The organism is Proteus faecis (assembly GCF_030286765.1).
Classification (GTDB): Bacteria; Pseudomonadota; Gammaproteobacteria; order Enterobacterales; family Enterobacteriaceae; genus Proteus; species Proteus faecis.
Genome location: NZ_JASVWV010000003.1, coordinates 106,995 through 129,688, shown reverse-complemented (window position 1 = coordinate 129,688; position 22,694 = coordinate 106,995). Strand labels below are relative to the sequence as shown.

Below are 22,694 nucleotides of genomic sequence, written 5' to 3'. Positions count from 1 at the left end.
GGGGATTGTGATGTCATTAAATAATCAACGTGCTAGTGAGTATTGGAATGCGTATAGAGCCGCATTTTCTGCATCATGCGGTGTGCCTAATGTTAGTAAATATTTTTATTTAACTGAACCTAAAGAAACACAATTACGTGACGCATTATTAGAAACATCTGAATTTCTAAGAATGATTACTGTTGCTGATGTTGACCAATTAACAGGGCAAGTTATTTCCGTAGGTAATCCTGGTCTCTTTACGGGACGTTCTAAAGATGGTCGCTTTGGTCGTAAAGTTGGTGTTGATGGTAATGACTATAAATTAGTCGAAACAGATTCGGGTGCGATTTTACCGTGGGATTTATTGTCAGTTTGGGCAAATTCAGGCGGTGAAGCAGAATTTATTAATCGCATGCAAGCCTTTGTTCAAGAATCTTTTGCATTAGATATGCTTCGTATTGGTTGGAATGGTCAATCTGTTGCAGTAAATACTGACCCAGTTAAAAATCCAAATGGTGAAGATGTTAACAAAGGCTGGCATCAAATCGCCAAAGAGTGGAATGAGGGTTCTCAAGTTCTGACTGACCCTATTACATTAGATGATAGCGGTGATTACCGTTCATTAGATGCGATGGCGTCAGATTTAATTAATAACTGTATTCCGCCTCAATTTAAAAATGACCCGCGATTAGTTGTGATGGTTGGCGCTGATTTAGTTTCTGCGGAGCAACACCGTTTATACCAGTCAGCTGATCGCCCAACAGAAAAGATTGCCGCACAAATGCTCGGTTCTACGATTGCTGGCCGTCCTGCTATGGTTCCACCATTTATGCCTGGTAAACGTATGGTAGTTACCATCCCAACAAATCTTCATATCTATACGCAACGTAATACCCGTCAGCGTAAAGCGGAGTTTGTTGAAGACCGTAAACAATACGAAAACAAGTATCTGCGTAATGAAGGTTATGCTATTGAGCAACCAGAGCTTTATGCAGCTATCGACGAATCTGCCGTGACTATCGGTAAAGTCACCGAGCCGACTGAAAAAGTAGAAGGTTAAGCGTCATGCTATCACCCGCTCAAAGACACAAGCAAAAAATTGAAATGCAACAAAAACTTGAACAGCGACAGGCAGTTGCCATTGCTGACGGTGAAAGTATGCATCTTCAAGCGCGTGCCATTGAGCGGGATGTCAAACGACTGCGAGCACTCAATCAAACTTATGAACGTGTGGCCATGAAACGTGATGAATTATTGCCCATGTATCTACCGACAGCACAACGTTATTTAGATGAAGGCGAAGTGTATCAAAACCCGATTTTTGTGTATTGCGTCATTTGGCTATTTGATGTGGGGGAGTTCGATAAAGGACTGGACTGGGCGGATATCGCCATCGCGCAAGGACAGCGCACCCCCGACAATTTTAAAAGCGGTTTCCCTGCTTTTGTGGCTGACACCATCCTTGAATGGGCACAGTTAGAAGCGGAAGCAGGAAACCCCATTGAGCCTTATTTTTCAAGGACATTTAAGAATGTCACAGAAATTTGGCGAGTTCACGAAAAAATACAAGCGAAGTGGTTTAAATTCCACGCGTTAGAGTTATTAAAAGGCGATGTGGGCGATGCAAGAGCCAGCGCAATTGATTGTGTTGATACGTTGAATCAAGCCGATGCCTATCTTGCTAGAGCACATCAATTAAACCCGAAAAGCGGGGTTAAAACACATCGTTTGCGCATTGCCTCACGATTACGGGCATTAGAGCAAGAGTAAAGACTACCGCAAGCCGGAGCGGGCACAGTGGAGACAAAACAATTTATTGTTTATTGGTCGTGGAAACTGGTACGCCCGCTTTTTATTTAGAGGTCAGCATGTTAAATGGCGATGGCATTACCTATAAAAATGAAGAACTGACAAATGATAAATTTTGGCCTGATTTAAATTTAGGTGATTTTCAAAAGAGTCGCGCTATTCCCGCCAATATCGATGCCGATTTTATTGCTGATGCATTATTAACCACGGTCACGGAAATTAATTGTGAATTAAAAGATGTGAAAAGTTATTGGCTATCAAAAGGTGTTAATCAGGCAAAAGACGCCCCAGGCGCAAAAATAAAAGGCGTTAATGCCCTTTGTGCGCAGTATAAAAAAGCGGTGTATGCCAGGGCAAAAGCGGATTTATTGGGTGAATATTTGTCGATTGTCAGTCGAGCGCCCAATCCACAGCAAGAAAGCGACGAATTACGGTCACGGTTATTAGCGGAATCAACTTTTGTTATTCGCAATATGAAACAGTTGCCTCGCATTACGGTGAAAATGATATGACCCGACTACAAAAATTGACTGCGTTCTTACGTGCAAATTTGCCTGAATCCTTATTTGCGACAGAATTTAGTAGCGAAATGGATGAACTTGTTTTTAAACGTGCTCACAGAGATTTGGGTAAAGATGAGTCGAATAAAGAACAATATCAAATTTTAACGCAAGAATATGATGCGGTAATTGCTTGGGGACGTTGGCCATATCGTGAAATAGATACACGTTATATCCCTATTTTGATTGAGGCCTGGTATCAAGAGTTAAAAACAGATTTAACTGAACCCGATTTTGATGATGAACCACCGACGATTGATGTTGATGTGGACGAGGATATAGCAATGGTTGTTGTCACCCTTAAATTAAGCGACGCCATTGTGTTAAAAGAAGATGAAAAAGGCCTCGTGCCATTTGACGGTAAACGTTGGTCATTAGCCAACCCAGAAGTGTTATTTGCTGAAAATATTGATGTGATCCCCCGTGGTGTGAAATGAGCATTCAAGGGCAATTAAACGCAGAGCAACTAAAAAAATTACGGGCACAGCTCAAAGAATTGGAATTACCACCGAAAAAGCGCCAGCGGTTACTTTGGCGAATTGCGAAATACGGTGTGATTGTTGCTTCAAAACGTGCGGTAAAAAACCAGCAGACACCTGATGGTGAGGTATGGCAAGGGCGACACGGTAACTACAAAAAAAAGATGCTCCGTAAAATGCCTAAACTATTAAAAATTCGTGAAATTCCCGAAAAAGGCGTAGTCCGTATTTATCTCGGAGGCGGAAATTATCGCAATGGCAGTAAACCTGTGGGTGCTGGTGTCGTGGGATATAGCCAGCAATATGGTATGACAGCAAAAATTAGTCGTAAAAATGCCAACGATAATAATATCCGAAAAGCAACGAGTGAGAAGAAGCCAGAGCCTACCGCAACACCGAAACAAGCCAAAAAACTACGGGCATTGGGCTATAAAATCAAAAAAGGAAAGCGTTGGGTAAAGCCTCCTTTAAAAGAGATTACAGGAAAGATGCGTTTTTTTCAGGCGGGATTATTAATCCGTCTTTTACAAAATAAACCTAAAAAAACCAGTTGGGAGGTAGATATCCCCAGTCGTGAGTTTTTAGGTATCAGTGATGAAGACTTTATCAAAGCGTTAGAGAGACAACTTCAAGGCATCGGCTACGGTGCATAAAAAAGGAATTTACTATGTGGCCAACTGTTCAGGTTAATCAACATAACCAACTGCAAGGCGAAACAAAGGAAATTGAGCGCATTTTGCTGTTTATTGGTAAAGGAAAAACCAATGTCGGTAAAACTATTGCGGTCAATACGCAAACCGATTTCGATGATGTGTTAGGAACGCCAGATAGCCCGTTAAAAAGTAACGTGTTATCGGCGATGCGTAACGCAGGTCAAAACTGGTCAGGTTATGTGCATGTATTAGCAGAGGATGCGGAAGAATTGGCATTTGTTGATGCGGTGATGGATGCACAAGCGATTGCCAGTTGCGAAGGGTATGTATTAATTGGTGATGCAACAAAAACCGTTATTCAATCGGCTAAATCCCTACGCTCTGATTTAATCGCAAAACACGGGCGCTGGTTATTTGCCATTTTAGGTGTCGGTGCAACGCAAGACGATGAAGCATGGTCGGGCTATGTTGAACGCTTGTCTGCTTTATCAAAAGGGGAAGCGGAACCCGCCATTCAATTAGTGCCAATGCTATGGGGAAATGAGGCAGGTGCTCTGGCTGGGCGATTATGTAACCGTGCGGTGACGATTGCAGATAGCCCTGCACGCGTTAAAACGGGCGCATTAACCGATTTAGGTAGTGCGTATCTTCCATTAGACGGCACGGGGAAAAGCCTTGATTTGGCGACACTGCAATCGTTGGAAAAACAGCGTTTTAGTGTGCCGATGTGGTATCCCGATTATGACGGACTTTATTGGTCTGATGGTCGTACCTTAGATGTTGAAGGGGGTGATTATCAGTCTATTGAGAATCTACGTGTCGTTGATAAAGTCGCGCGAACGGTGCGTATTCGTGCGATTGCTAAAATTGCTGACCGCAGTTTAAACAGCACACCGTCCAGTATTGAAGCCCATCAAGCCTACTTTGCCAAAGTGCTACGTGAAATGTCACGCAGTACGCAAATTAATGGGGTGAGTTTCCCAGGCGAAGTAAAACCACCGAAAGAAGGCGATGTGGTTATTACATGGAAAAACAAAAATAACGTTGAAGTGTATATCACGGTGCGAACTTATGAATGCCCGAAAGGGATCACCATTGGCATCCTGTTAGACACGTCATTGGAGAATGAATAATGAGTGGGAAACGGATTTCTGGGCAGTCGATTGATTTTAATATCGATGGTGATTTAGTTCATGTTGAAAAAGTCAGTCTATCGATTACAGACAATACAGGTGTCGCTCAAACCAATGGTGTGCCTGACGGTTATGTGAACGGGGATGTATCGGCAGAGGGTGAGCTGGAATTATCCACCAAGTATTTAAATGTGATTACAGCCAAAGCCCGTAGCGCAGGTTCTTGGCGTGCTATCCCCTTAGTCGATTTGATGTGGTACGCAAAAGCAGGGACGGAAGAACTTAAGGTTGAGTCTTTCGGCTGTAAATTAAACGTCACCGATATTTTAGACGTTGACCCCAAAGGCGGGGCAGTCATGACGCATAAAATTAAATTTATCGTCACTTCCCCCGATTTTGTGCGCATTAATGGCATTCCATATTTGGAATCAGAACTTACCGACAAACTGTAATAAAAGGACAGATGTTCATGGAAGAACATAACAAAACACTGATTTCTTTGATTATCTTGGGCGCTTTAATTGCGATTGGCAAAATGATGTCAGGCAGTGAACCCATTACGTTACGCCTCTTTATTGGTCGAGTCATTCTAGGTTCGGCAGTGTCATTAATGGCAGGGGGATTGTTGATTTGGATACCTGGTCTTTCGCCACTGGCCATTACGGGACTAGGTTCGGCATTAGGCATCGCAGGCTTTCAATTAGTGGAATTATGGCTGAAAAAACGAGGCAGTGACTTACTGACAGGGAAGTTAAAAAAATGACACTGGGTGAAAAACAACGCAAGTTTACGCGCATGATTGCAGACTTGATCCTCTTTGCTTATGACAACGGTTATGAACTGACCTTTTCAGAAGCGTATCGCACAGAAGAACAAGCAAAGTTAAACGCTAAATCAGGCACTGGTATTAAAAACAGCTTACACACTCAGCGATTGGCCGTGGATTTTAACCTGTTTAAAGAGGGTGTTTATCTCACCAAGACAACTGACCATCAGCCCCTTGGCGAATATTGGGAATCCATTGGCGGTACGTGGGGCGGTCGTTTCAATGACGGTAATCACTACTCGTTAGAGCACAACGGCGTGAAATAATGAAACAAGCAACGGCGATCATCTTTGCGTTTATTTTAACTTTTGGAGCTGGCTGGTTGGTTAAAGGTTGGCATCAAGACAGTCTTGAACTGGTCGCATTAAAAACAGCGAATAAAGTTAATAACGCCAGTTTAAAGGCTCAACACGATTTAGCGAGTCAATCAGCAAGGACGTTAGAAAATAAATTGGAGGAACTCGCCAATGCGCAACCGCCTGAAATACGCACCGAAATTATTAAGCCTGTGTTCACTCACGTTTGTGTTAGTGATGATTTTATCAGGATGTACAACGACGCCATTGAGCGCACCGAACGTGCCTTATCAGGAAAATCTACTGACAAAATGCACGACAACCTTACCGAAACTAAACGGTAATACAGGGGCAGATTTAGCCACTGCATTATTAAAATACCATGAGATTTACGGAAAATGTGCCGTTCGGCACAACCAATTAACGGACGAAATTCGTCAAAGGATGGAAAAATGAGTACCAAGAAAAACACAATTACCTTAGTCGTGATGGGTAAAGAACTGGTTTTTGAGCCGAATATGACGGCGTATAACGGCTGGTTAAATGAAATTTCAGCAACGGATAAAGTCGCGCCCACTGTCACTTATTTACGCCGAATTATTACCCCTGAAAGCAAAGAAGCCTTAACAGAGGTTTTGAATATCCCAGGTTCGGCGATGCAATTACTGGAAAAGGTGAATTCAGAATACGCACCTAAATTGGATATTGAACTAAAAAACTAACGGCGCGAGTCGAAGCGATTGAACGCAGTGCCTTCGGACAATATATGGCGTTACGACGGCACTATCTCCCTCATGAACAGGATGATATCGACAGCTTCGCATGCGCAATTTGGCTAGATAACCACTTCACAGAAAATCACCGCATTGCGGTCGCAAATGGCATTGCATTAGCTTTCAAGGGTGAATGATGAGTACATTAGATTTTACACTCAGCATGATTGATAAAGTCACTCAGCCCTTGAAGGCAGTGCAAGCAGGCGTGACTCAATTCGCTGAAACCTCACAAGAAGCATTTAAAAATATCGCGGTCGGTGGGGCTGGCTTGGCTGGCTCTGTCTTTGCGTTGAAAAACGTTTTAGACCCCGCGTTAGCTATTCAAGATGCACTCGACATGGCAAAAGTCACGGGTGTAGACGATGGCGCGATGAAAAAAATTACCAATGATGCGCTGACCTTTAGCGCACAATACGGTAAATCCGCCGTACAATTCGTTGAATCTTCTCTTTCTATCAGAAAGGCCATTAGTGGTATTTCTGATAATGAACTCCCGCAACTAACCAAAATCAGCAACATTACGGCATCAGCACTAAAAACCACTGCCGAAGAATCCAATGCCTATATGGGGAAAATGTTTTCCCAATTTCAAGGCTATGCTGATAGCGTGGGCAAAGTGACGTTCGCGGAAGAGCTGGCAGGCAAGGCCGTTATTATGTCGCAAACGTTCGGCACTTCTATGGCTGAAATCACTGATTTGATGGAAGGGGCTCGCTCTGCGGGTACACAATTTGGGGTTGGTATTGATGAACAGTTAGCGGTATTAGGGGAACTACAACGCTCATTAGGCACGGAATCCAGTGGCGCATATGAGTCGTTTCTGTCAGGAGCAACGGACGGGGCGAAAAAACTCGGTCTATCGTTTGTTAATGCGTCAGGGCAAATGCTGACGATGCCCGAAATGCTGGAGAAACTGCAAGGCAAATACGGCAAATCGATTGCGGGCAATTTAAAGGCACAAAAAGAAATAGAGGACGCTTTTGGCGATTCCGCTATTGTCGTTAAATCGCTGTTTAATAACGTCGATGTGTTGCGAAAAAACATCACAGCATTAGGCGGTGACGACGGGATGAAACGTGCCACAGAAATGGCGAGTATGTTAGCCAATCCGTGGGAACGGTTATTGTCGATTTGGGAGTCTATCCGCATTGCGGTCGGCATGACATTATTGCCTGTGATTGTGCCCTTGATTAATAAAATTGCCGATATGGGGCAAATGCTCGTGCGTTGGTTAACATTATTTCCAAATATTGCCCGCGCGATTGGTTATGTGGTGACGGGGTTTATTGCCTTCACCGCAATGGGTGCCATGGCGAATATCGTGTTGGGTATCGGTCGATTGCTGTGGGTGGGTATTCTGCCTTTGTGGAAAACGGGGGGCGTGTTGCTCTCACTGATGAAAGGCAAATACGATTTAGTGACGAAAGCCACAGGCTTTTTTAGCAGTTCTCTCGCTAAACTGACGGGATTTTTAAATACCACAAAAATGGCCTCTTTTGCCACAGCATTAGGATTTACTTCTATCACATGGCCAGTTTTATTGTTAATCGGCTTGTTTGCCCTGATTGCGATCGCAGTTGTGAAATTTTGGCAACCTATCAAGGCGTTTTTTAAAGGTTTTGTGCAAGGCTTTTTAGAGGCCTTTGACTCTATGTCGCCCGTTGGTTCCATGTTTGAGGACATCGGTAAAGCGTTGGGTGTCGTGTGGGAAGCGGTCAAAACGGTTTTTAATTGGTTTACGGATTTACTTACCCCTATTGAGTTTTCAGAAAAGACACTGAATAAAACCACGATTGCGGGGCAGGCGTTTGGTAAGAGTGTGGCGAAAGCCATTGCGTTACTGACATTCCCATTAAGAATGACCATTAAAGCGGTAATGATGGTTGCCACTGCATTTACGAATAGCGCGAAATGGATAGTGAAGGAATGGGATGGCGTAAAAACCAATATTATTAAGGGCTGGGATGCTACCGTTCAATTTTTAGAACGCATCAATCCCGTTAGCGTATTTGCCAGTTTTTGGGCATCCATTACCCGCATAACAAATTTGATGTATGCAGGCATTGCCAAAGGTTGGGATGCCGTGTGCCAATGGTTTTTCTCATTGTCACCTGTGCAAGCCTTTATTGCGATTTATAACACGGTATCACAACTGTTTGCCGATTTATGGAATGGGGTCGCAGGCGGTTGGGATGCCTTGTGCGGTTGGTTTGAAAACTTCTCTATCAGTGACACATTTAATGGTATTTCAGATTCCATTAAGAGCGTATTTGATGGGCTTTGGAATTGGTTAAGTGACAGTTTTAACAGCGTATTTAATGCGGTGGCCAGCAAATTAAATTATCTCCCTGGCGTGAGCATTGATTTAAAAGAAACTGAAACCGCCGTCGTCAATTCGGCGTTGCCCAGTGTGCCGGTTCAACCTGATTTTAATGCCATTAATCAAAATCAACCTAACCGCCGTTTTGATTATCAGCCGTCATTATTAACGGGTGGGGATTTAAAAGGCATTAATAAAGGCGGTTTAAGTAAAGAAATTAATAACAATCAAACCAATGTTGATAATCGCAGACAATACGGAAATATCACGATCAACAATGGCAATGTGATGTCACCCGCGGATTTGGAAGAGTGGAGCGCGCTTAATTAAGGATAGAAGCCATGGAACAGGCGAAATACATTGATTTACTGATAACCGAGCGTGACTTTACGCTCAATGCAGGCTTTGAGCCTAAATTGTGTAATAACCGTGAAAGTATCACACAAGACATTGCACATGCGATTATTGAAAGTGGTTTAGCGACACAATTAGTCGCCGAACGTAGCCCTACTTTACGCGCCGATATTCGGATGCAGATTGTGTTACTGGTTGAAGATGATGTGCGACTGATTCCAGGCACGATTATCGTTGATGAAGAAAACGTAAAAAAATTATGGGTGACCGCAGACACCTATGATTTTGGCCGTATTAGTGTCGGGGTGAATTATGGCGAATAAACAACGTCCACAAATTGACTATGAGTTGGCATTAAAAGACAACGGCATGCCCATTACTGCCGATGACATTAATCAGCAATTTAACGACATAGTGAAAGAAGAAGGCTTAATTACCAACACTTCTTCTATGTCACCGTTTTGGCGTTTGATTAATACCCTTGTCACAACCCCCGTTCAATGGCTCAAAGACGCCTTGATTAATTTGGTGTTCACCAATATGTATCTGGCTACCGCATCGGGGGCGTGGCTAGAAATGTTCGCATGGGGTGTGAATCTGCAACGCAAACCCGCTACCAAAGCCAAAGGGCAAGTGCGCTTTTATCGCGTCGCAGGGCAAAATAGTGTCACAGTGCCCGCGGGCACCGTCGTGCAGACAGAGCGCATTAACGGGCAGATTTACAGTGTCGTGACGACGGAAACGGTCACGATTGAAAAAGAGTCAGCCTTGATTGCTGTTGATGCGAGCGAAGCAGGTGGCGCTTTTAATCTCGCACCAGGCTATTTCCGTATTTTACCCGTTGCCGTGCCAGGTATTGAACGGGCGCAAAATGAAGAAAATTGGTTGTTAGTGCCAGGTGCGGATAAAGAGAGCGATGATGATTTACGTGACCGTTGCCGTAACCAATATAATTTAGTGGGGAACTATCATACTGACGCGGTATATCAAGGGATGATTGCCAGCGTGGTGGGTTTGAGTATTGACCGTATTTTCTTTTTACATGATGCGCCTCGAGGCGCGGGTACCGCCAATGCCTATTTACTGTTAGACAGTGGCGTGATCAGCCAGCCGTTTATCGACAAAGTGAATGATTACGTCAATACACAAGGGCATCACGGGCACGGTGATGATATGCAATGTATGCCCATGCCTGAAACACAACACGCCATTACATTGATAGTGTACGTGGAAAATATCACCAACTTAACCGCCAATGAGCAGAGCAAACTCAAACAAGATATTGAAAATCTGGTGCGCTGTGCGTTTCGTGAAAACACCAGTTATGACGTGAAAAAAACATGGCCATACTCGCGTTTTTCTTTCTCTAACTTAGGTCGTGAAATTCACCGCCATTTTACCCTGGTCGATTCCCTGCAATTTAATCAAACAGACATTATCAGTGAATTGAGTGTGCCCCGTTTAAAATCGCTGACCGTGGAGTTACAAGATGCCTGATTTCAAGGAACGATTAAAAGGCTTAAATTTGCCGTCATGGATGAACAAAGGTGAGCCCGCAAAGCTGTTAAATGCGGTGCGCAAATTTTGGTCGGGTGTTTATGACTGGATGTTATGGCCACTTAAACAATTGGACGCAGAAACCTGCTCAGAAGAATTGTTATCGGTGCTTGCGTATCAACGCGATATTCACCGTTTTAAAGGCGAGCCATTAGATTTATTTCGCAAGCGCGTAAAGTTTGCGTTTATTAATGCGCGCGATGCGGGTTCGGTCAGTGGCTTTATTGCTATTTTTGAGCGCCTCGGTGTGGGCTATGTCGAGCTGTTAGAGCGCCAGCCTGATATTGATTGGGATGTCATTATTTTACGGGTTAGTGACGGGCAAATCGCAGGTAATCCCGATTTATTAATGGGCATTATTCGCCAGTATGGGCGCACCTGTCGCCGTTATCGTTTTGAAGTGATCACCAATAATCAATTAGTGATGCGTTTTGGTTGGGCTGATTGTGAATATCAGACCTTTAGCGCGTCATTGTTACAAGGAGAGTAACAAATGTCACAATCTATTATTACAACGGCATTTGAGCGCTGGAAAGCCCAAGAGTCGATTGATGGAAACTTGATTGTATTAGACGAATTTGTCTTTGCACATATCCCGAATTTAGAGCTTGAAAAACCGATTGACCGCAATGAAGGGTTGCCCGATGCAAAATACATTGTGCATCGTCAAATGGTAAATAAAACGGGCGTCGTCAATCAAAATGCGGTGGCCTATTCGGTTACTGTTGGTGCTGAAATTGGAGATTTTGATTTTAATTGGATTGGTTTATTAAATAAAAAATCTGGCACGGTAGCGATGATTGTGCACGCACCTACCCAACGCAAAATTAAAACCCAAGCAGGGCAACAGGGTAACGTATTAACCCGTTCTTTCTTGTTGGAGTATTTAGGTGCCAGCAAAGAAACCGCTATCAATACCCTAGCAGAAATGTGGCAGATTGATTTTACCGCTAGGCTTTCTGGCATAGATGAAATGCAACGCCTGGTTAATACCGACAATTACGGTGAAGCCTCTTTTTTTGGCGATGCGTTTTTAGTGGGTAAAACAGGGAATCAATATTTTGTCACAAAAGGTATTGGTTACATTGGTGGATTACGAGCGGAATTAACCTCAAACCAGAATATCACCGTGCCAGCGGAAAGTACCAAGGTTTATGCTGATGTCAGTTACCAAGGAAACATTACCAGTCGTTGGCAAACTCAGATTCAACTGACCGTTAAGCCTGATTTAAAAAACTATATCGATAACGCGGGTTTTCCGCATTTTGTGTTTGCGATTGCGTCGATTTCAGCAGATGGGCAAATTACCGATTTACGCCCTAAAGGGACACTGGATTTTCAACAATTAGATGATGCGTTAAAAGCGCACGAAAAATCCCGTAATCATCCCGATGCAACATTGACGGCAAAAGGATTTACCCAACTAACGGATAAAACGGGCACTAGCCAGGCATTAGCTCCGACACAAAAATTAGTGACTGATTTACATAATAACGCTATGGCTTCAGCCAAGTCGGCGAATGACAATGCTAATACCCGATTACCGTCAACGGGAACGGCCGTTGCCTCGCAAAAGCTAGCGACACCGCGCAAAATTTCGGGGGTGCCGTTTGATGGTACGCAAGATATTACGTTAACGGCGGGAAATGTGGGGGCAGCTACGCCCGCGCAAGTCAATGAAGCCAAAACCATGGCCACCAATGCGCAAAATACGGCAAATAGAGCGGAGACTAAAGCCGATAATGCCCAAGGAACGGCAAATAGTGCTGTCACTAAAGCCGACAATGCCCAAAAAACCGCCAATGATGGCGTGAGTAAAGCCAATACCGCACAAACCACCGCCAATAATGCCAATAACAATGCCAATGGTCGTGTGCCTAATACTCGTAAAGTGAATGGTAAGCAGTTAAATGCAGATATCACATTAACGGCGGGCGATGTGGGCGCATCCACGCCCGCACAAGTCAATGAAGCCAAAACCATGGCGACTAATGCACAAAATACGGCAAATAGTGCCGTAACTAAGGCTGACAATGCCCAAAGAACCGCCAATGATGGCGTGAGTAAAGCCAATACCGCACAAACCACCGCCAATAATGCCAATAACAATGCCAATGGTCGTGTGCCTAATACTCGTAAAGTGAATGGTAAGCAGTTAAATGCAGATATCACATTAAACGCGGGAGATGTGGGAGCATTAACGCCTGCACAAGGTGATGTTCGCTATGCGAAAATAGGAAAAGGCATCGGTGCTGGCGTTAAATTAATTTATGACGGCCCAGGATATAATTGGAATAAAAAAATGAGTTTTGGTGGTAATTTCTCAGGTGCTTGGTTAATGACTCAAGTTTACGACAGAGTTATTCCGCTATTTCCTATTCTAGATTTTGCTTACAACACATATGTACAAACTGGTTATGATAGTGCAATACAATACAAAATAGAAAAAGATGGCATTACGGTTGTTGCTGGCCAAGGTGCAATATTGAAAAAAGTGTGGGTGGTGGGAGTGTAATAAAATGAATTGGAAATATAAAAAATTAGCGATTTCCAGCGGGTTAACAGAAATTACCTGTTCATTACTGCCCGTTCACCCATTTATTTATGGTGTTGGGCAGAATACCGCCACAGGCAGTTATTTAAGCCCCACCAATGCGATTAATTATATTGCGAATAAAATTCAGGGTGCGGGCGAGGTTGATATTGTGGTGACAATGATTTGTGCCCGTACTCATGACGAGTTTATCAATGCAATTCAAGCCTTTTCGGGCGTATTGCCTTTGCCTGTGTTTAGCCAAGTTGAACGTATGGCCAAAACAGCCGAAAGCCTGAATATCACCAAAATGCAGATACCCGCTAAAACGTTAGCGGGTATTCCAGAACCACAAACATTATCAACCAATAATAGCCGTGCGGTAATCAATGCGGGATTAATTGAAAAGGCAAAAAGTGAAGCCTCAAGCGGGGCAAGTGTGGCGGGGTTACTTTCTAGCGTAAAAGGATTTGCGGAAAGTCGAAAAAATATCTTGCAAGGCATGGCTGATTCATTGGCGGGCTTACTGGGAAAATCAACCACGGTTTGGGTGTTCCAGGGAAAAGGTAACGGCGTAGAATTAGCGGATAAAATGAAAAAAGAAATCCCTGAACAAGATGCGGTTTATACCTTGGCCACATTGTTTGCGGGAGATATTGATGCAATCAAAGGAATGATGCATGACACAGACACCACTCAACGAAAATAACACACCGAAAGTCAGTCAAATCATTACATTAGCGCTGGACGGTGAAGCGATTTTATTAAAAAATCTCACGGTTACACCCTCCATGATGTATCAAGACAAAGACCAGTCGGGGCAGTCATCAAGCACGGTAAACAGTGAGCAGGGGATTAAACCCAAAGAGCTACGCATCACGGGCACGATCCCTTTCACCGAAGAAAAAACGCTAACCCGTTTATTTGCGTTGGCGGAAGCCAAAGAAAATGGATTACTAAAACGCTATCGTGTGGCCAACCGTATGGCCAGCGCGATTAATTTTCGCCTGGGCACATTCACTAATGGCATCGATGCTTCAAAAATGGACGGCAAGCAAGCTTGGCAAATTACTTTTACTCTGCGTGAGCATTTATCGGTACCCGAAAAACGTGAGAGTCGTTCGGCAGGGCAAGTTAAGGCTAAAACACAAAACATGAGTGATAAGCCGAAAGCCAACGGAGAAGGAGCGCCAGAACAAGAGCAGGAATTGAGTCGGTTTGAAAAAGAGGTGTTAAAACCAATTAACGACGGACTCGGTGGGATATTTAAATGAAATCAATTAATCGACTTTATTTATCGGGTGATGAAACACACCTCGTTGACGTTAAAATGGTGCTGGAATTATCTCAATGTGGCCGAGGGTTTATTACTGCTAAAACAGACACAGACTACACGGGTAAATTGGTGCGCCTTGATATTGGCTACACGGATTTACTATTACGGTATTTCACGGGCTATGTGGAGCGTTCGCAACCGTCACAAAATGGTTTTCAAAAATTGTTCGTGCGCGAATTGGTTGGCGTATTCGACAGAATGTGGCCATGCTCTTTTCAGCATCCCACCTTAAAACAGATCACCGATTATCTAAAAGAGCACAGCGGATTACATTTTGTGTTACCGAGTGCCGAATATGTGAATACCCCAATTCCACACTACACCCATAACGGTACGGGTTATCAATTATTAAATAGCCTGGGCAAAGTCTTCAATATTCCCGATTACGTATGGTATCAAACACCAGACGGTGACGTGTTCGTAGGAAGCTGGAATGATTCATTTTGGAAAGATAAAGAGATTGAAATAGACAATCAGTTTTCTTCTGAACAACGTGCCGGTAATCAAATGACTATCCCGATGGTGCAAAGTTTGCGTCCTGGTGTGAAAGTGAATGATAAACGCTTAGAGCGTGTTGCCCTTGATAACGACAATATGACGTTAACGTGGATTAGCCCCGATGCGATTACAGGACGAGCCGAAAATCGCACCATAGCACAACAACAAATTGATAATGCTTACCCCGAACTTTCTGCAGGGTTGCACTTGCCGAAATTTGCCCGTGTTGAAGCACCCACAGAAAACACTACCGCGGGGGATATTTCAGACCCCTTTAGACCGAAATACGCCGTTGACGTGCAAATGGTTGATGCCGACGGCAATGATGTGGCACCCGTTTATCACGCAGTGCCGTTACCGTTACCCATGGCTGGCAATGAGTCAGGAATGTTTCAATATCCGCCAGTGGGTTCGATGGTTGAAATTGCGTTTGAAAATGGCCGTGCAGATAAACCGTTTATTCGCCAAGTGTTAAGTCAGGGCAATACCTTGCCCGATATTAAGCCAGGCGAACAACTGCAACAGCAACGTCAAGAGGTATCACAACGGGTTACGCAGGACGGTACATGGCATCGTCAAACTGACCAGAAAATCATTGAAGAGTCGATGCACCGCGAAGTCAAAACCGACACAGAAAATCGCACCGTTATCGCCAGAGAAACCACCGTACAAGCTACCGATAAAACCACAGTCATTGGCACCAGCACGTTAATGGCAGGTGCCATTATGCAAATTGCAGAGGGCGATTTTAGCCAAGCAACGCAAGCTAATAGGGTTATTGCTGTGGGGCAAAATATGACGATAGATGTTGGTCAGAAACTGGAGGAAAAAATCGGGGCAGTGCGTTCTAGTATTGCAGGCGCGATGCAAAAAATCATGGCACCCGTTGTTTATTTGGGTAATGAACAATTGAATGTGATGCAGTGCATGTTAGATACCTTAGATGTGGTGAATGAGTTAGCCACACTCACGGCAAACCATACTCATAACAACACGGGCAGTCCATTAAATGCCTCTGTCATTAGCAACACAGGCACCAAATCAATAGGACTAAAACAGAAGTATTCACCTGTCATTGGGTGATAAAATCGTTACCATCCTTGCCCGCGCTTGCGGGCTTTTTTATACCCTCAATATAACCACTTCTACGCCACGCTAAGGCGTTCAATTCTCATAATACATCTGCATTAGCTCAAAATGGATCGCATCGATAGCGTGCGACTGCGGGCGCATAATCCCCACGAAATAAAATCATTCACCACGTAAAACGCACTAATCCGCACCCGCCTGCACAATTTGGATCTAAAAATTATTTCAGTTTGAAATTTTTACAAAACATATCGTGAGGGTGCGCGGGGATTGGGTTCTTTGCGTAGGCGTCAAACTGAAATGATTGTAAAAGATTTCAGGTTATTTCAGTTTGAGAGATAGAAAAAGGATCGCGATAAAAAATTAATGCATTGATAGTAAAAGAAATTTCATACTTTACGTGGGGTTGATGATCCACATTTTACGCGAGAGCAATTTAGAGAATATTTATTTTTCAGTGAGTTATAGATTTTTGAAACTGAAAAAGTTAATAAAAATTTGATATTTCATATTCTATTCTTTCGGGAGTAATTAATTTACTTTCTTTTATAATTAGGTATTTTTTATCATTAATTAGATATTCTTCTATTGGAAGTTTTTTTGTTATATTTTCTCCTGACTCATTATCTTTATAATTATAAATTAGATAATCATTTTCTTCATTCATCATTATTGGTTCTGCAAAGCTAGTTTCTGAAATAAATAATATTTCTTTCATAAAGTATACCTTATTTGAATATATCTGGTTGATTGATATATAAACATACTAAGGAAGATATAGAATGTAAACTTCTATGCAGAAGCTAAAGAGTAAAAAATCTCTGTCGCCATTTTGTCGCCACTTTCTTCCTGATACAAAAAAGCCACTTATTGTTAAGTGGCGTAAATGTCTGATTTGTCAGCTTAAAATTGGTGGGTTGTGGGAGGCTCGAACTCCCGACCAATTGATTAAGAGTCAACTGCTCTACCGACTGAGCTAACAACCCGATGCGCTGATTATTCTCCTCTAAAATGTGATGGTCAAGTGCTTATTTCGATTTTTTTTCAAATGGATAAAATATCGCCGATTAAATTAAAGAAAGGATCTTATCTGGTTATCAAATCATCATTCATTTTACTAAAAGTGATCTTTTCATTACTTATACTGAGATTTGTGTCACAATAATTTCGCAAACATATTACCGCGTTAAAAAATAAAATAGCGGTGAAAACAACATCGAAAATATGAAAACACTTCAGGTATTATATGGAAGATCAAACAGAAATTTCTCCTCCCGCTAGAGTGAAAAATGCCACTCTACAGCGCGGGCTAACAAATCGTCATATTCAGTTAATTGCTATTGGTGGTGCTATCGGTACTGGTCTATTTATGGGATCAGGAAAAACCATTTCGTTAGCTGGACCATCAATTATTTTTGTGTATATGATAATTGGCTTTGTCTTATTCTTTGTGATGAGAGCAATGGGCGAGCTGTTATTATCAAATTTAGAATATAAGTCATTTAGTGATTTTGCTGGTGATTTATTAGGGCCATGGGCTGGTTTCTTTGTTGGTTGGACATATTGGTTTTGTTGGGTCATCACTGGTATTGCTGATATCGTTGCTATAACGTCTTATATTAGTTATTGGGCTCCTAATTTTCCTGAGTGGGGCACATCCTTTATTTGTGTGCTGACATTGCTTATTTTAAATTTAGCGACAGTCAAACTCTTCGGGGAAATGGAATTTTGGTTCTCTATGATAAAAATAACCGCAATAGTTTCTTTAATTATTGTTGGTATTGTTCTTATTAGTATTGGGTTTGAATCACCAGCAGGACATACCGCAGCACTAGAGAATATCTGGAATGATGGAGGAATGTTCCCTAAAGGGTTAAGTGGATTTTTTGCCGGATTCCAAATTGCCATTTTTGCTTTTGTTGGGATTGAATTAGTCGGTACTGCGGCTGCTGAAACACGTAATCCAGAAAAATCTTTACCGAAAGCAATCAATGCGATACCTATCCGTATTATTACTTTTTACGTATTAGCATTAGCTATTATTATGTCGGTAACACCATGGCGCTCTATTTTGGCGGATAAAAGTCCATTTGTTGAGTTATTCGTTATGATAGGAATACCTGCAGCCGCAAGTTTAGTCAACTTCGTGGTATTAACTGCAGCTGCCTCTTCTGCGAATAGTGGGATATTTTCTACAAGCCGAATGTTATTTGGTTTATCTAAAGAAGGCGAAGCACCAAAACAGTTTAGTCAATTATCTAAACGTGCAGTGCCTGCCAATGGACTGTTATTTACCAGCTTATGTTTATCATGTGGAATTATATTAATCTACTTTATTCCTGATGTTATGCATGTATTTACTTTGGTAACAACAGTCTCTGCGTTATTATTTATGTTTATTTGGAGTATGATTTTATGCTCTTATCTGGCATATCGTAAAAAACGCCCTCAACTGCATGAGAAGTCTATCTATAAAATGCCTTTAGGAATTATTATGTCGTGGCTATGTCTTGCATTTTTTGTATTTATGACAGTGCTATTAGCTTTTGAACATGATACTCGCCAAGCATTAAGTGTGACTCCATTATGGTTTATTGCATTAGCAGTTGGTTATCAATACGTTAAGAAGAATAAACAGAAAAACCTTATTCAAAAATAATTCAATAGCAATATCGAAAAAGTGAAAAGCCTTATTATTTAATAAGGCTTTTTATTAAAAATAAAATGCTAATACTAATTAACAGTTATTAAAAATAAAAAAGTATTAAAAATAAAGTTTATTTTATTTTCATTCCTTTTTTACTTTTTTTTTCACCTTTTTGTTGAGTGAATAGTTGATATTATCTTTCTGAAATAAATTATTTTTAAAATGTGTTAACTACATCCGGTATTTTTCTAAAAATACACTATCCTACAATTAAAATAAAAGGAGGCGGTATGTATAAGAATATTTTGGTTCCCATTGATATTGATGAAGATAACCTGATGAACAAAGCAATTCCGTTAGTAGAAAATATTGCAAAAAATGAAGATCCTTATGTTCACTTTTTGTATGTACTTCCTAAACTTCCACAATCTTCCTATTATCGACTTGTTATAAATAACGAACAATTAGATCAAGGATGCTTAAAAGCGTCAGCGGAAAAAGAGCTTACAAAAATAATTGAGCGTTTTGATTTACCTGACGATAGAATGCAAACTCACATTTGTATTGGAACACCACGAGATGCAATATTGCAGATTGCTGATGAAGTAGATGCGGATTTAATTGTGATTGGTTCGCATAATCCTGAAGACGATTTTTATCATATCGGTTCAACAGCCGCAGATATTACACGTTATGCAAAACGTTCTGTTATGGTTGTACGATAAGCCTAATATGTTGATAAATAATAAATAAGAACATTTGTAGAGTTTAGTGATATCGCTGTTATGTTTTGTTCATACGTAACAGCGATTATGCAGTTAAGCAAGTAAAGTAATCGTACAAATCAATAGCTTTTATGTTTGGAAAGAATTCTTTTTTTTATTACTATAAAGTTATTCCCTAATAATAATTAAAAAATTCCTATGTTAACCATCACAGCATTACTAGAAAATAAATCGATTAACCCTGAACTTAACCATTATCCTGGTTTGTCACTATTGTTAGAAGATGATGAGTGCCAAGCTAAAATACTTTTTGATACAGGAAAAGATCTTAGCTTTATTTCAAATGCCAAAAAGATGGGGATTGATTTAACTACATTGAAAACGATAGTTGTGTCCCATGGGCATTATGATCATTTGGGTGGACTTACACATTTACCCGCAGATTTTTTTACTCATAAACCGCGTATTGTCGCTCATCCTCATTTATTTTCTGTTCGTTATTCAGCGCTTTTTTTAGGCAATAAGAATATTAAATTTAAACGATTAGCTCCTTTATTTGATCGCAAAAAGCTTGAAGCACAATTTTCTTTTGAATTAACAGAAGTACCGATAGTAATCGAAGAAAATTTTATCTATTCGGGACAAGTGACTCAACGTCAAGTGAATAAACGCTACGGTGTTATTATTCATGGATCAGGTGAAGAAGATGATTATGTTCTTGATGATAGCTTTCTTGTTTGGCAAGGGAAAAAAGGCCTAGTGATTATCACTGGTTGTAGCCATTCGGGGATTGAATCTATCATTGGGCATGCGAAAAAAATAACAGGTAATCATCAAATTCAAGCAATTGTGGGGGGCTTACATTTACGTTGTGCAACACCATTTGCATTACAACGCGCTAAAAAAGCTATAGATGAAAATATTGATGTGTATGGATGTCATTGTACAGGTGTATTAGGGCGAAAATATCTTAATGCTAAAGATTTCAATACAGGACAATCGCTATCTTTTGAATAAAAATTAACAGTAAAATTTATATCCTTATTTTAGAAATAGTCTAAGGATACGAAATAAAGAGGAGAATAGGTCACTCAAAGTGAATTAAAAATTCGCTGATAAATGGCTTTTACAATGTGATCTTTTTTCTGATTATATTGATGTACATTTTCAACATCTTCTTTGGCGCTGAGTTTTGCCTCTATATATAACTCTCTATCTTCTTTATGGTTAATTAACCAATCTCTAAATAAAATATGCCTAAGGTGTTCAGGACAATTAGGTGCAAAGACATGTAGATTCACATTAGGTGTTTCTAGTTTTAGCATACGATGTTGATACCACGAAGGCTCTCTTACCGTAAGTTTATAGCCTAATTGATTTAATTTAGGAATATAGCTAGGTTCATCGGTAGGATCAGCAACAATTAAATCAATATCGATGATCGGTTTTGCATTTAACTTAGGTACTGCTGTTGATCCAATATGCTCAATAGCTAAACATTTATCTTTTAATTTTTGGATAATATTTTCTTTTTGTTGATTATATAATGTTACCCATAATTCATTATATGGCTCAATCTTTATTACACTAGGTGTTGGTTTTCCATTTACCCATGGGTTTTCATCAGGAGAACCTGCTTCAAATGTACAGATTTTCTGTTTTAGATCTTGATGCATAAGTATCTCATTTAAGGTTTTGGAAGATAGAGAGTGAAAAAATTTATTGGAATTAAATTTAGGGTAAAAGCAGAAATCGAAATAAAAAAGAGATAAATTTTTTGTTTTTTGATCTACATTCTAACAAAATAACCTACTGAAACAAAAAAATTAAAGTGCATTTAGTGCTATTTATAACGAAAAGAATGGTAGAATATTTATTGGCAATAAATAATTTAACTTTATTGCCAAAAGGAAAGTGTCTTAGTGATTTTACTTACGAATAACCATTACTGAACGCGACGTGTTGTTTACAATATAATCCGCTGTTGACCCCAGCAATATATTGCGTTGGTTACGTGAGCTTGAACCTATAATAATGGTATCCGCATCAATTTTTTCTGCTAGCTCTAGAATATTATAATTAGGTGTACCAATAATGGCATGGCATTGGTATTGTTCTTTGGGTAAGTTAAATTGTTGTGTCACACATTGCTCTAATTTTTCGGTTAATAAAACTAAAGCTTGTTGTTTTTTCTCAACAACAGACGAGCTATCACAATTAAGCCCGTAAGCTTCTAAAGAGCGCAAGTTGGGCATCACTGTAATGAAATGGAAATAATTTTCTGGTTTTCTAGCTAAGAAGTGAATATCTTCGATCATGCGCTGAATTCTGCTATCTTCTAATAAATCAATTGCAACGAGGTATTTGTTAGCCATAGTGTGCCTTTTCAATATATTAGCTCTTAAATTAAGTATAGGTAAATCAGCTTATAAGTTGAAATTTAAAAGTAAATATTGCGATTGCAGCATCATTATTCTTGGTTTTTTGGCTCTAAAAGATAAAAAATGGTGTGGTGAATGCGTAAATCCATTAAAATTTAGTAAAATTGTCTAATTGAGCTTTTATTATTTTTACATATCACGGAATGATCTCACTAGGTTATAGTTTATATGAAAAAATCAAGCGAAGAATTACTGAAATGTATTGCCACTATATTACAGTGGGTGCTTAATATTGGGTTACTTATTTTAGCGATTGTATTAGTCAGTTTTCTTATCAAAGAAACGTATGTAATCGCTTCATTATTATTTAATTTAGGTGCAGAAGAGTCATCTTATCAATTATTAGAAGGTATTTTGATCTATTTTCTTTATTTTGAGTTTATTGCGCTTATTGTTAAGTATTTTTTATCTGGCGGGCATTTCCCTCTTAGATATTTTATTTATATTGGAATAACGGCAATAGTGCGTTTAATTATTGTTGAGCATAAAAATTCGGTTGATACGCTAATACAATCAGGTGCAATATTGCTGTTAGTTATTGCGTTATTTATCGCGAATACTGAAAAACTAAAACGAACTTGATCCGCCTATAAGTTGTACTTATTAAGCGACTTAGCATAGAAAGCATGACTTAAAATTAAAAATAAAGAGTTAGGTTTTCCGCAAGATTAGGAGAGGTA

General features: G+C 40.6%; 28 protein-coding genes and 1 tRNA gene. 25 read left to right on the top strand and 4 right to left on the bottom strand.

Going from position 1 to position 22,694, the window contains the following annotated elements:
* Positions 1-10: 10 nt before the first annotated feature.
* The 21 genes from QSH13_RS06195 (at position 11) to QSH13_RS06100 (ending at position 16,195) form a co-directional block, all read left to right on the top strand.
* The gene (locus QSH13_RS06195) at positions 11-1,042 is read left to right on the top strand and encodes a phage major capsid protein, P2 family (RefSeq protein ID WP_286038936.1); all 1,032 of its coding nucleotides are present in this window, start codon (positions 11-13) and stop codon (positions 1,040-1,042) included.
* Between the two features lie 5 nt (positions 1,043-1,047).
* Positions 1,048-1,752, top strand: a complete 705-nt coding sequence (gene gpM, locus QSH13_RS06190) for a phage terminase small subunit (protein ID WP_286038935.1) — start codon at positions 1,048-1,050, stop codon at positions 1,750-1,752.
* A gap of 98 nt (positions 1,753-1,850) precedes the next feature.
* Positions 1,851-2,303 carry a head completion/stabilization protein gene (locus QSH13_RS06185; RefSeq protein WP_286038934.1) on the top strand — a complete coding sequence of 151 codons (453 nt, stop codon included), beginning with the start codon at positions 1,851-1,853 and terminating at the stop codon, positions 2,301-2,303.
* Positions 2,300-2,788, top strand: coding sequence for a phage tail protein (locus tag QSH13_RS06180; RefSeq protein WP_060557611.1), 489 nt, complete (start codon positions 2,300-2,302; stop codon positions 2,786-2,788). Before QSH13_RS06185 ends, QSH13_RS06180 begins: the two co-directional genes overlap by 4 nt.
* Positions 2,785-3,483 (top strand): hypothetical protein, encoded by a 699-nt coding sequence (locus QSH13_RS06175; protein ID WP_060554729.1) that lies wholly within the window; start codon positions 2,785-2,787, stop codon positions 3,481-3,483. The genes QSH13_RS06180 and QSH13_RS06175 overlap by 4 nt, the downstream gene beginning before the upstream one ends.
* Before the next feature lie 14 nt (positions 3,484-3,497).
* Complete coding sequence (locus QSH13_RS06170) at positions 3,498-4,616, top strand: DUF2586 domain-containing protein (protein ID WP_286038933.1); 1,119 nt, start codon at positions 3,498-3,500, stop codon at positions 4,614-4,616.
* A complete protein-coding gene (locus QSH13_RS06165) occupies positions 4,616-5,068 on the top strand; it encodes a DUF2597 family protein (protein ID WP_036907273.1) in 453 nt (150 codons plus the stop codon). Before QSH13_RS06170 ends, QSH13_RS06165 begins: the two co-directional genes overlap by 1 nt.
* Before the next feature lie 17 nt (positions 5,069-5,085).
* Positions 5,086-5,379, top strand: coding sequence for a phage holin family protein (locus QSH13_RS06160; RefSeq protein WP_036935263.1), 294 nt, complete (start codon positions 5,086-5,088; stop codon positions 5,377-5,379).
* Entirely contained in the window at positions 5,376-5,708 is a 333-nt protein-coding gene (locus QSH13_RS06155) for a M15 family metallopeptidase (RefSeq protein ID WP_159364093.1), read from the top strand. The genes QSH13_RS06160 and QSH13_RS06155 overlap by 4 nt, the downstream gene beginning before the upstream one ends.
* Positions 5,708-6,082: a hypothetical protein gene (locus QSH13_RS06150; protein ID WP_286038932.1), complete on the top strand. Its 375-nt coding sequence runs from the start codon at positions 5,708-5,710 to the stop codon at positions 6,080-6,082. Before QSH13_RS06155 ends, QSH13_RS06150 begins: the two co-directional genes overlap by 1 nt.
* Positions 5,976-6,194, top strand: a complete 219-nt coding sequence (lysC, locus tag QSH13_RS18585; protein WP_232805433.1) for an Rz1-like lysis system protein LysC — start codon at positions 5,976-5,978, stop codon at positions 6,192-6,194. Before QSH13_RS06150 ends, lysC begins: the two co-directional genes overlap by 107 nt.
* Complete coding sequence (locus QSH13_RS06145) at positions 6,191-6,460, top strand: putative phage tail assembly chaperone (protein ID WP_109373044.1); 270 nt, start codon at positions 6,191-6,193, stop codon at positions 6,458-6,460. The genes lysC and QSH13_RS06145 overlap by 4 nt, the downstream gene beginning before the upstream one ends.
* Before the next feature lie 44 nt (positions 6,461-6,504).
* Complete coding sequence (locus QSH13_RS06140) at positions 6,505-6,648, top strand: DUF6890 family protein (RefSeq protein WP_162837603.1); 144 nt, start codon at positions 6,505-6,507, stop codon at positions 6,646-6,648.
* Positions 6,648-9,164, top strand: coding sequence for a phage tail tape measure protein (locus QSH13_RS06135; protein WP_286038931.1), 2,517 nt, complete (start codon positions 6,648-6,650; stop codon positions 9,162-9,164). The genes QSH13_RS06140 and QSH13_RS06135 overlap by 1 nt, the downstream gene beginning before the upstream one ends.
* Before the next feature lie 11 nt (positions 9,165-9,175).
* Positions 9,176-9,511, top strand: coding sequence for a DUF2590 family protein (locus tag QSH13_RS06130; RefSeq protein ID WP_036935273.1), 336 nt, complete (start codon positions 9,176-9,178; stop codon positions 9,509-9,511).
* A complete protein-coding gene (locus QSH13_RS06125) occupies positions 9,501-10,685 on the top strand; it encodes a baseplate J/gp47 family protein (protein WP_249717678.1) in 1,185 nt (394 codons plus the stop codon). The genes QSH13_RS06130 and QSH13_RS06125 overlap by 11 nt, the downstream gene beginning before the upstream one ends.
* On the top strand, positions 10,678-11,235 hold the full coding sequence (locus QSH13_RS06120) for a phage tail protein (protein WP_060554721.1): 558 nt from the start codon (positions 10,678-10,680) through the stop codon (positions 11,233-11,235). Before QSH13_RS06125 ends, QSH13_RS06120 begins: the two co-directional genes overlap by 8 nt.
* Before the next feature lie 3 nt (positions 11,236-11,238).
* Positions 11,239-13,260, top strand: coding sequence for a phage tail-collar fiber domain-containing protein (locus QSH13_RS06115; RefSeq protein WP_286038930.1), 2,022 nt, complete (start codon positions 11,239-11,241; stop codon positions 13,258-13,260).
* A 4-nt stretch (positions 13,261-13,264) separates the two neighbouring features.
* Positions 13,265-13,987: a hypothetical protein gene (locus QSH13_RS06110; protein ID WP_286038929.1), complete on the top strand. Its 723-nt coding sequence runs from the start codon at positions 13,265-13,267 to the stop codon at positions 13,985-13,987.
* A complete protein-coding gene (locus QSH13_RS06105) occupies positions 13,959-14,552 on the top strand; it encodes a baseplate complex protein (protein ID WP_196734776.1) in 594 nt (197 codons plus the stop codon). The genes QSH13_RS06110 and QSH13_RS06105 overlap by 29 nt, the downstream gene beginning before the upstream one ends.
* Positions 14,549-16,195 carry a hypothetical protein gene (locus tag QSH13_RS06100; protein ID WP_286038928.1) on the top strand — a complete coding sequence of 549 codons (1,647 nt, stop codon included), beginning with the start codon at positions 14,549-14,551 and terminating at the stop codon, positions 16,193-16,195. The genes QSH13_RS06105 and QSH13_RS06100 overlap by 4 nt, the downstream gene beginning before the upstream one ends.
* A 493-nt stretch (positions 16,196-16,688) precedes the next feature.
* Here the strand turns inward: QSH13_RS06100 and QSH13_RS06095 are convergent, their stop codons facing one another.
* Together QSH13_RS06095 and QSH13_RS06090 are read right to left on the bottom strand one after the other, a co-directional pair.
* Entirely contained in the window at positions 16,689-16,919 is a 231-nt protein-coding gene (locus QSH13_RS06095) for a hypothetical protein (protein WP_249717691.1), read from the bottom strand.
* A gap of 192 nt (positions 16,920-17,111) precedes the next feature.
* Positions 17,112-17,187, bottom strand: a tRNA-Lys gene (locus tag QSH13_RS06090).
* A 260-nt stretch (positions 17,188-17,447) separates the two neighbouring features.
* Here QSH13_RS06090 and cycA point away from each other — a divergent pair.
* From cycA to QSH13_RS06075, 3 genes are all read left to right on the top strand, one after another.
* Positions 17,448-18,860: a D-serine/D-alanine/glycine transporter gene (gene cycA, locus QSH13_RS06085; RefSeq protein WP_109395713.1), complete on the top strand. Its 1,413-nt coding sequence runs from the start codon at positions 17,448-17,450 to the stop codon at positions 18,858-18,860.
* A 278-nt stretch (positions 18,861-19,138) separates the two neighbouring features.
* Positions 19,139-19,573 (top strand): universal stress protein, encoded by a 435-nt coding sequence (locus tag QSH13_RS06080; protein ID WP_109395712.1) that lies wholly within the window; start codon positions 19,139-19,141, stop codon positions 19,571-19,573.
* Positions 19,574-19,771: 198 nt separating this feature from the next.
* A complete protein-coding gene (locus tag QSH13_RS06075; RefSeq protein WP_109395711.1) occupies positions 19,772-20,590 on the top strand; it encodes an MBL fold metallo-hydrolase in 819 nt (272 codons plus the stop codon).
* Between the two features lie 74 nt (positions 20,591-20,664).
* Here QSH13_RS06075 and QSH13_RS06070 read toward each other — a convergent pair whose 3' ends face one another.
* Positions 20,665-21,249 (bottom strand): GrpB family protein, encoded by a 585-nt coding sequence (locus tag QSH13_RS06070; RefSeq protein WP_109406677.1) that lies wholly within the window; start codon positions 21,247-21,249, stop codon positions 20,665-20,667.
* 252 nt (positions 21,250-21,501) lie between these two features.
* Complete coding sequence (locus QSH13_RS06065) at positions 21,502-21,948, bottom strand: universal stress protein (RefSeq protein WP_109395709.1); 447 nt, start codon at positions 21,946-21,948, stop codon at positions 21,502-21,504.
* Positions 21,949-22,182: 234 nt separating this feature from the next.
* Here QSH13_RS06065 and psiE point away from each other — a divergent pair, with 234 nt between their 5' ends.
* Positions 22,183-22,596, top strand: a complete 414-nt coding sequence (gene psiE, locus QSH13_RS06060; RefSeq protein ID WP_109395708.1) for a phosphate-starvation-inducible protein PsiE — start codon at positions 22,183-22,185, stop codon at positions 22,594-22,596.
* Positions 22,597-22,694 lie beyond the last annotated feature (98 nt).

What these genes read in the sequence shown, in the direction of transcription:
- QSH13_RS06195 (WP_286038936.1), top strand. Translation starts at nt 11, where the DNA reads ATGTCATTAAATAATCAACGTGCTAGTGAGTATTGGAATGCGTATAGA.
- gpM (WP_286038935.1), top strand. Translation starts at nt 1,048, where the DNA reads ATGCTATCACCCGCTCAAAGACACAAGCAAAAAATTGAAATGCAACAA.
- QSH13_RS06185 (WP_286038934.1), top strand. Translation starts at nt 1,851, where the DNA reads ATGTTAAATGGCGATGGCATTACCTATAAAAATGAAGAACTGACAAAT.
- QSH13_RS06180 (WP_060557611.1), top strand. Translation starts at nt 2,300, where the DNA reads ATGACCCGACTACAAAAATTGACTGCGTTCTTACGTGCAAATTTGCCT.
- QSH13_RS06175 (WP_060554729.1), top strand. Translation starts at nt 2,785, where the DNA reads ATGAGCATTCAAGGGCAATTAAACGCAGAGCAACTAAAAAAATTACGG.
- QSH13_RS06170 (WP_286038933.1), top strand. Translation starts at nt 3,498, where the DNA reads ATGTGGCCAACTGTTCAGGTTAATCAACATAACCAACTGCAAGGCGAA.
- QSH13_RS06165 (WP_036907273.1), top strand. Translation starts at nt 4,616, where the DNA reads ATGAGTGGGAAACGGATTTCTGGGCAGTCGATTGATTTTAATATCGAT.
- QSH13_RS06160 (WP_036935263.1), top strand. Translation starts at nt 5,086, where the DNA reads ATGGAAGAACATAACAAAACACTGATTTCTTTGATTATCTTGGGCGCT.
- QSH13_RS06155 (WP_159364093.1), top strand. Translation starts at nt 5,376, where the DNA reads ATGACACTGGGTGAAAAACAACGCAAGTTTACGCGCATGATTGCAGAC.
- QSH13_RS06150 (WP_286038932.1), top strand. Translation starts at nt 5,708, where the DNA reads ATGAAACAAGCAACGGCGATCATCTTTGCGTTTATTTTAACTTTTGGA.
- lysC (WP_232805433.1), top strand. Translation starts at nt 5,976, where the DNA reads ATGATTTTATCAGGATGTACAACGACGCCATTGAGCGCACCGAACGTG.
- QSH13_RS06145 (WP_109373044.1), top strand. Translation starts at nt 6,191, where the DNA reads ATGAGTACCAAGAAAAACACAATTACCTTAGTCGTGATGGGTAAAGAA.
- QSH13_RS06140 (WP_162837603.1), top strand. Translation starts at nt 6,505, where the DNA reads ATGGCGTTACGACGGCACTATCTCCCTCATGAACAGGATGATATCGAC.
- QSH13_RS06135 (WP_286038931.1), top strand. Translation starts at nt 6,648, where the DNA reads ATGAGTACATTAGATTTTACACTCAGCATGATTGATAAAGTCACTCAG.
- QSH13_RS06130 (WP_036935273.1), top strand. Translation starts at nt 9,176, where the DNA reads ATGGAACAGGCGAAATACATTGATTTACTGATAACCGAGCGTGACTTT.
- QSH13_RS06125 (WP_249717678.1), top strand. Translation starts at nt 9,501, where the DNA reads ATGGCGAATAAACAACGTCCACAAATTGACTATGAGTTGGCATTAAAA.
- QSH13_RS06120 (WP_060554721.1), top strand. Translation starts at nt 10,678, where the DNA reads ATGCCTGATTTCAAGGAACGATTAAAAGGCTTAAATTTGCCGTCATGG.
- QSH13_RS06115 (WP_286038930.1), top strand. Translation starts at nt 11,239, where the DNA reads ATGTCACAATCTATTATTACAACGGCATTTGAGCGCTGGAAAGCCCAA.
- QSH13_RS06110 (WP_286038929.1), top strand. Translation starts at nt 13,265, where the DNA reads ATGAATTGGAAATATAAAAAATTAGCGATTTCCAGCGGGTTAACAGAA.
- QSH13_RS06105 (WP_196734776.1), top strand. Translation starts at nt 13,959, where the DNA reads ATGACACAGACACCACTCAACGAAAATAACACACCGAAAGTCAGTCAA.
- QSH13_RS06100 (WP_286038928.1), top strand. Translation starts at nt 14,549, where the DNA reads ATGAAATCAATTAATCGACTTTATTTATCGGGTGATGAAACACACCTC.
- QSH13_RS06095 (WP_249717691.1), bottom strand. Translation starts at nt 16,919, where the DNA reads ATGAAAGAAATATTATTTATTTCAGAAACTAGCTTTGCAGAACCAATA.
- cycA (WP_109395713.1), top strand. Translation starts at nt 17,448, where the DNA reads ATGGAAGATCAAACAGAAATTTCTCCTCCCGCTAGAGTGAAAAATGCC.
- QSH13_RS06080 (WP_109395712.1), top strand. Translation starts at nt 19,139, where the DNA reads ATGTATAAGAATATTTTGGTTCCCATTGATATTGATGAAGATAACCTG.
- QSH13_RS06075 (WP_109395711.1), top strand. Translation starts at nt 19,772, where the DNA reads ATGTTAACCATCACAGCATTACTAGAAAATAAATCGATTAACCCTGAA.
- QSH13_RS06070 (WP_109406677.1), bottom strand. Translation starts at nt 21,249, where the DNA reads ATGCATCAAGATCTAAAACAGAAAATCTGTACATTTGAAGCAGGTTCT.
- QSH13_RS06065 (WP_109395709.1), bottom strand. Translation starts at nt 21,948, where the DNA reads ATGGCTAACAAATACCTCGTTGCAATTGATTTATTAGAAGATAGCAGA.
- psiE (WP_109395708.1), top strand. Translation starts at nt 22,183, where the DNA reads ATGAAAAAATCAAGCGAAGAATTACTGAAATGTATTGCCACTATATTA.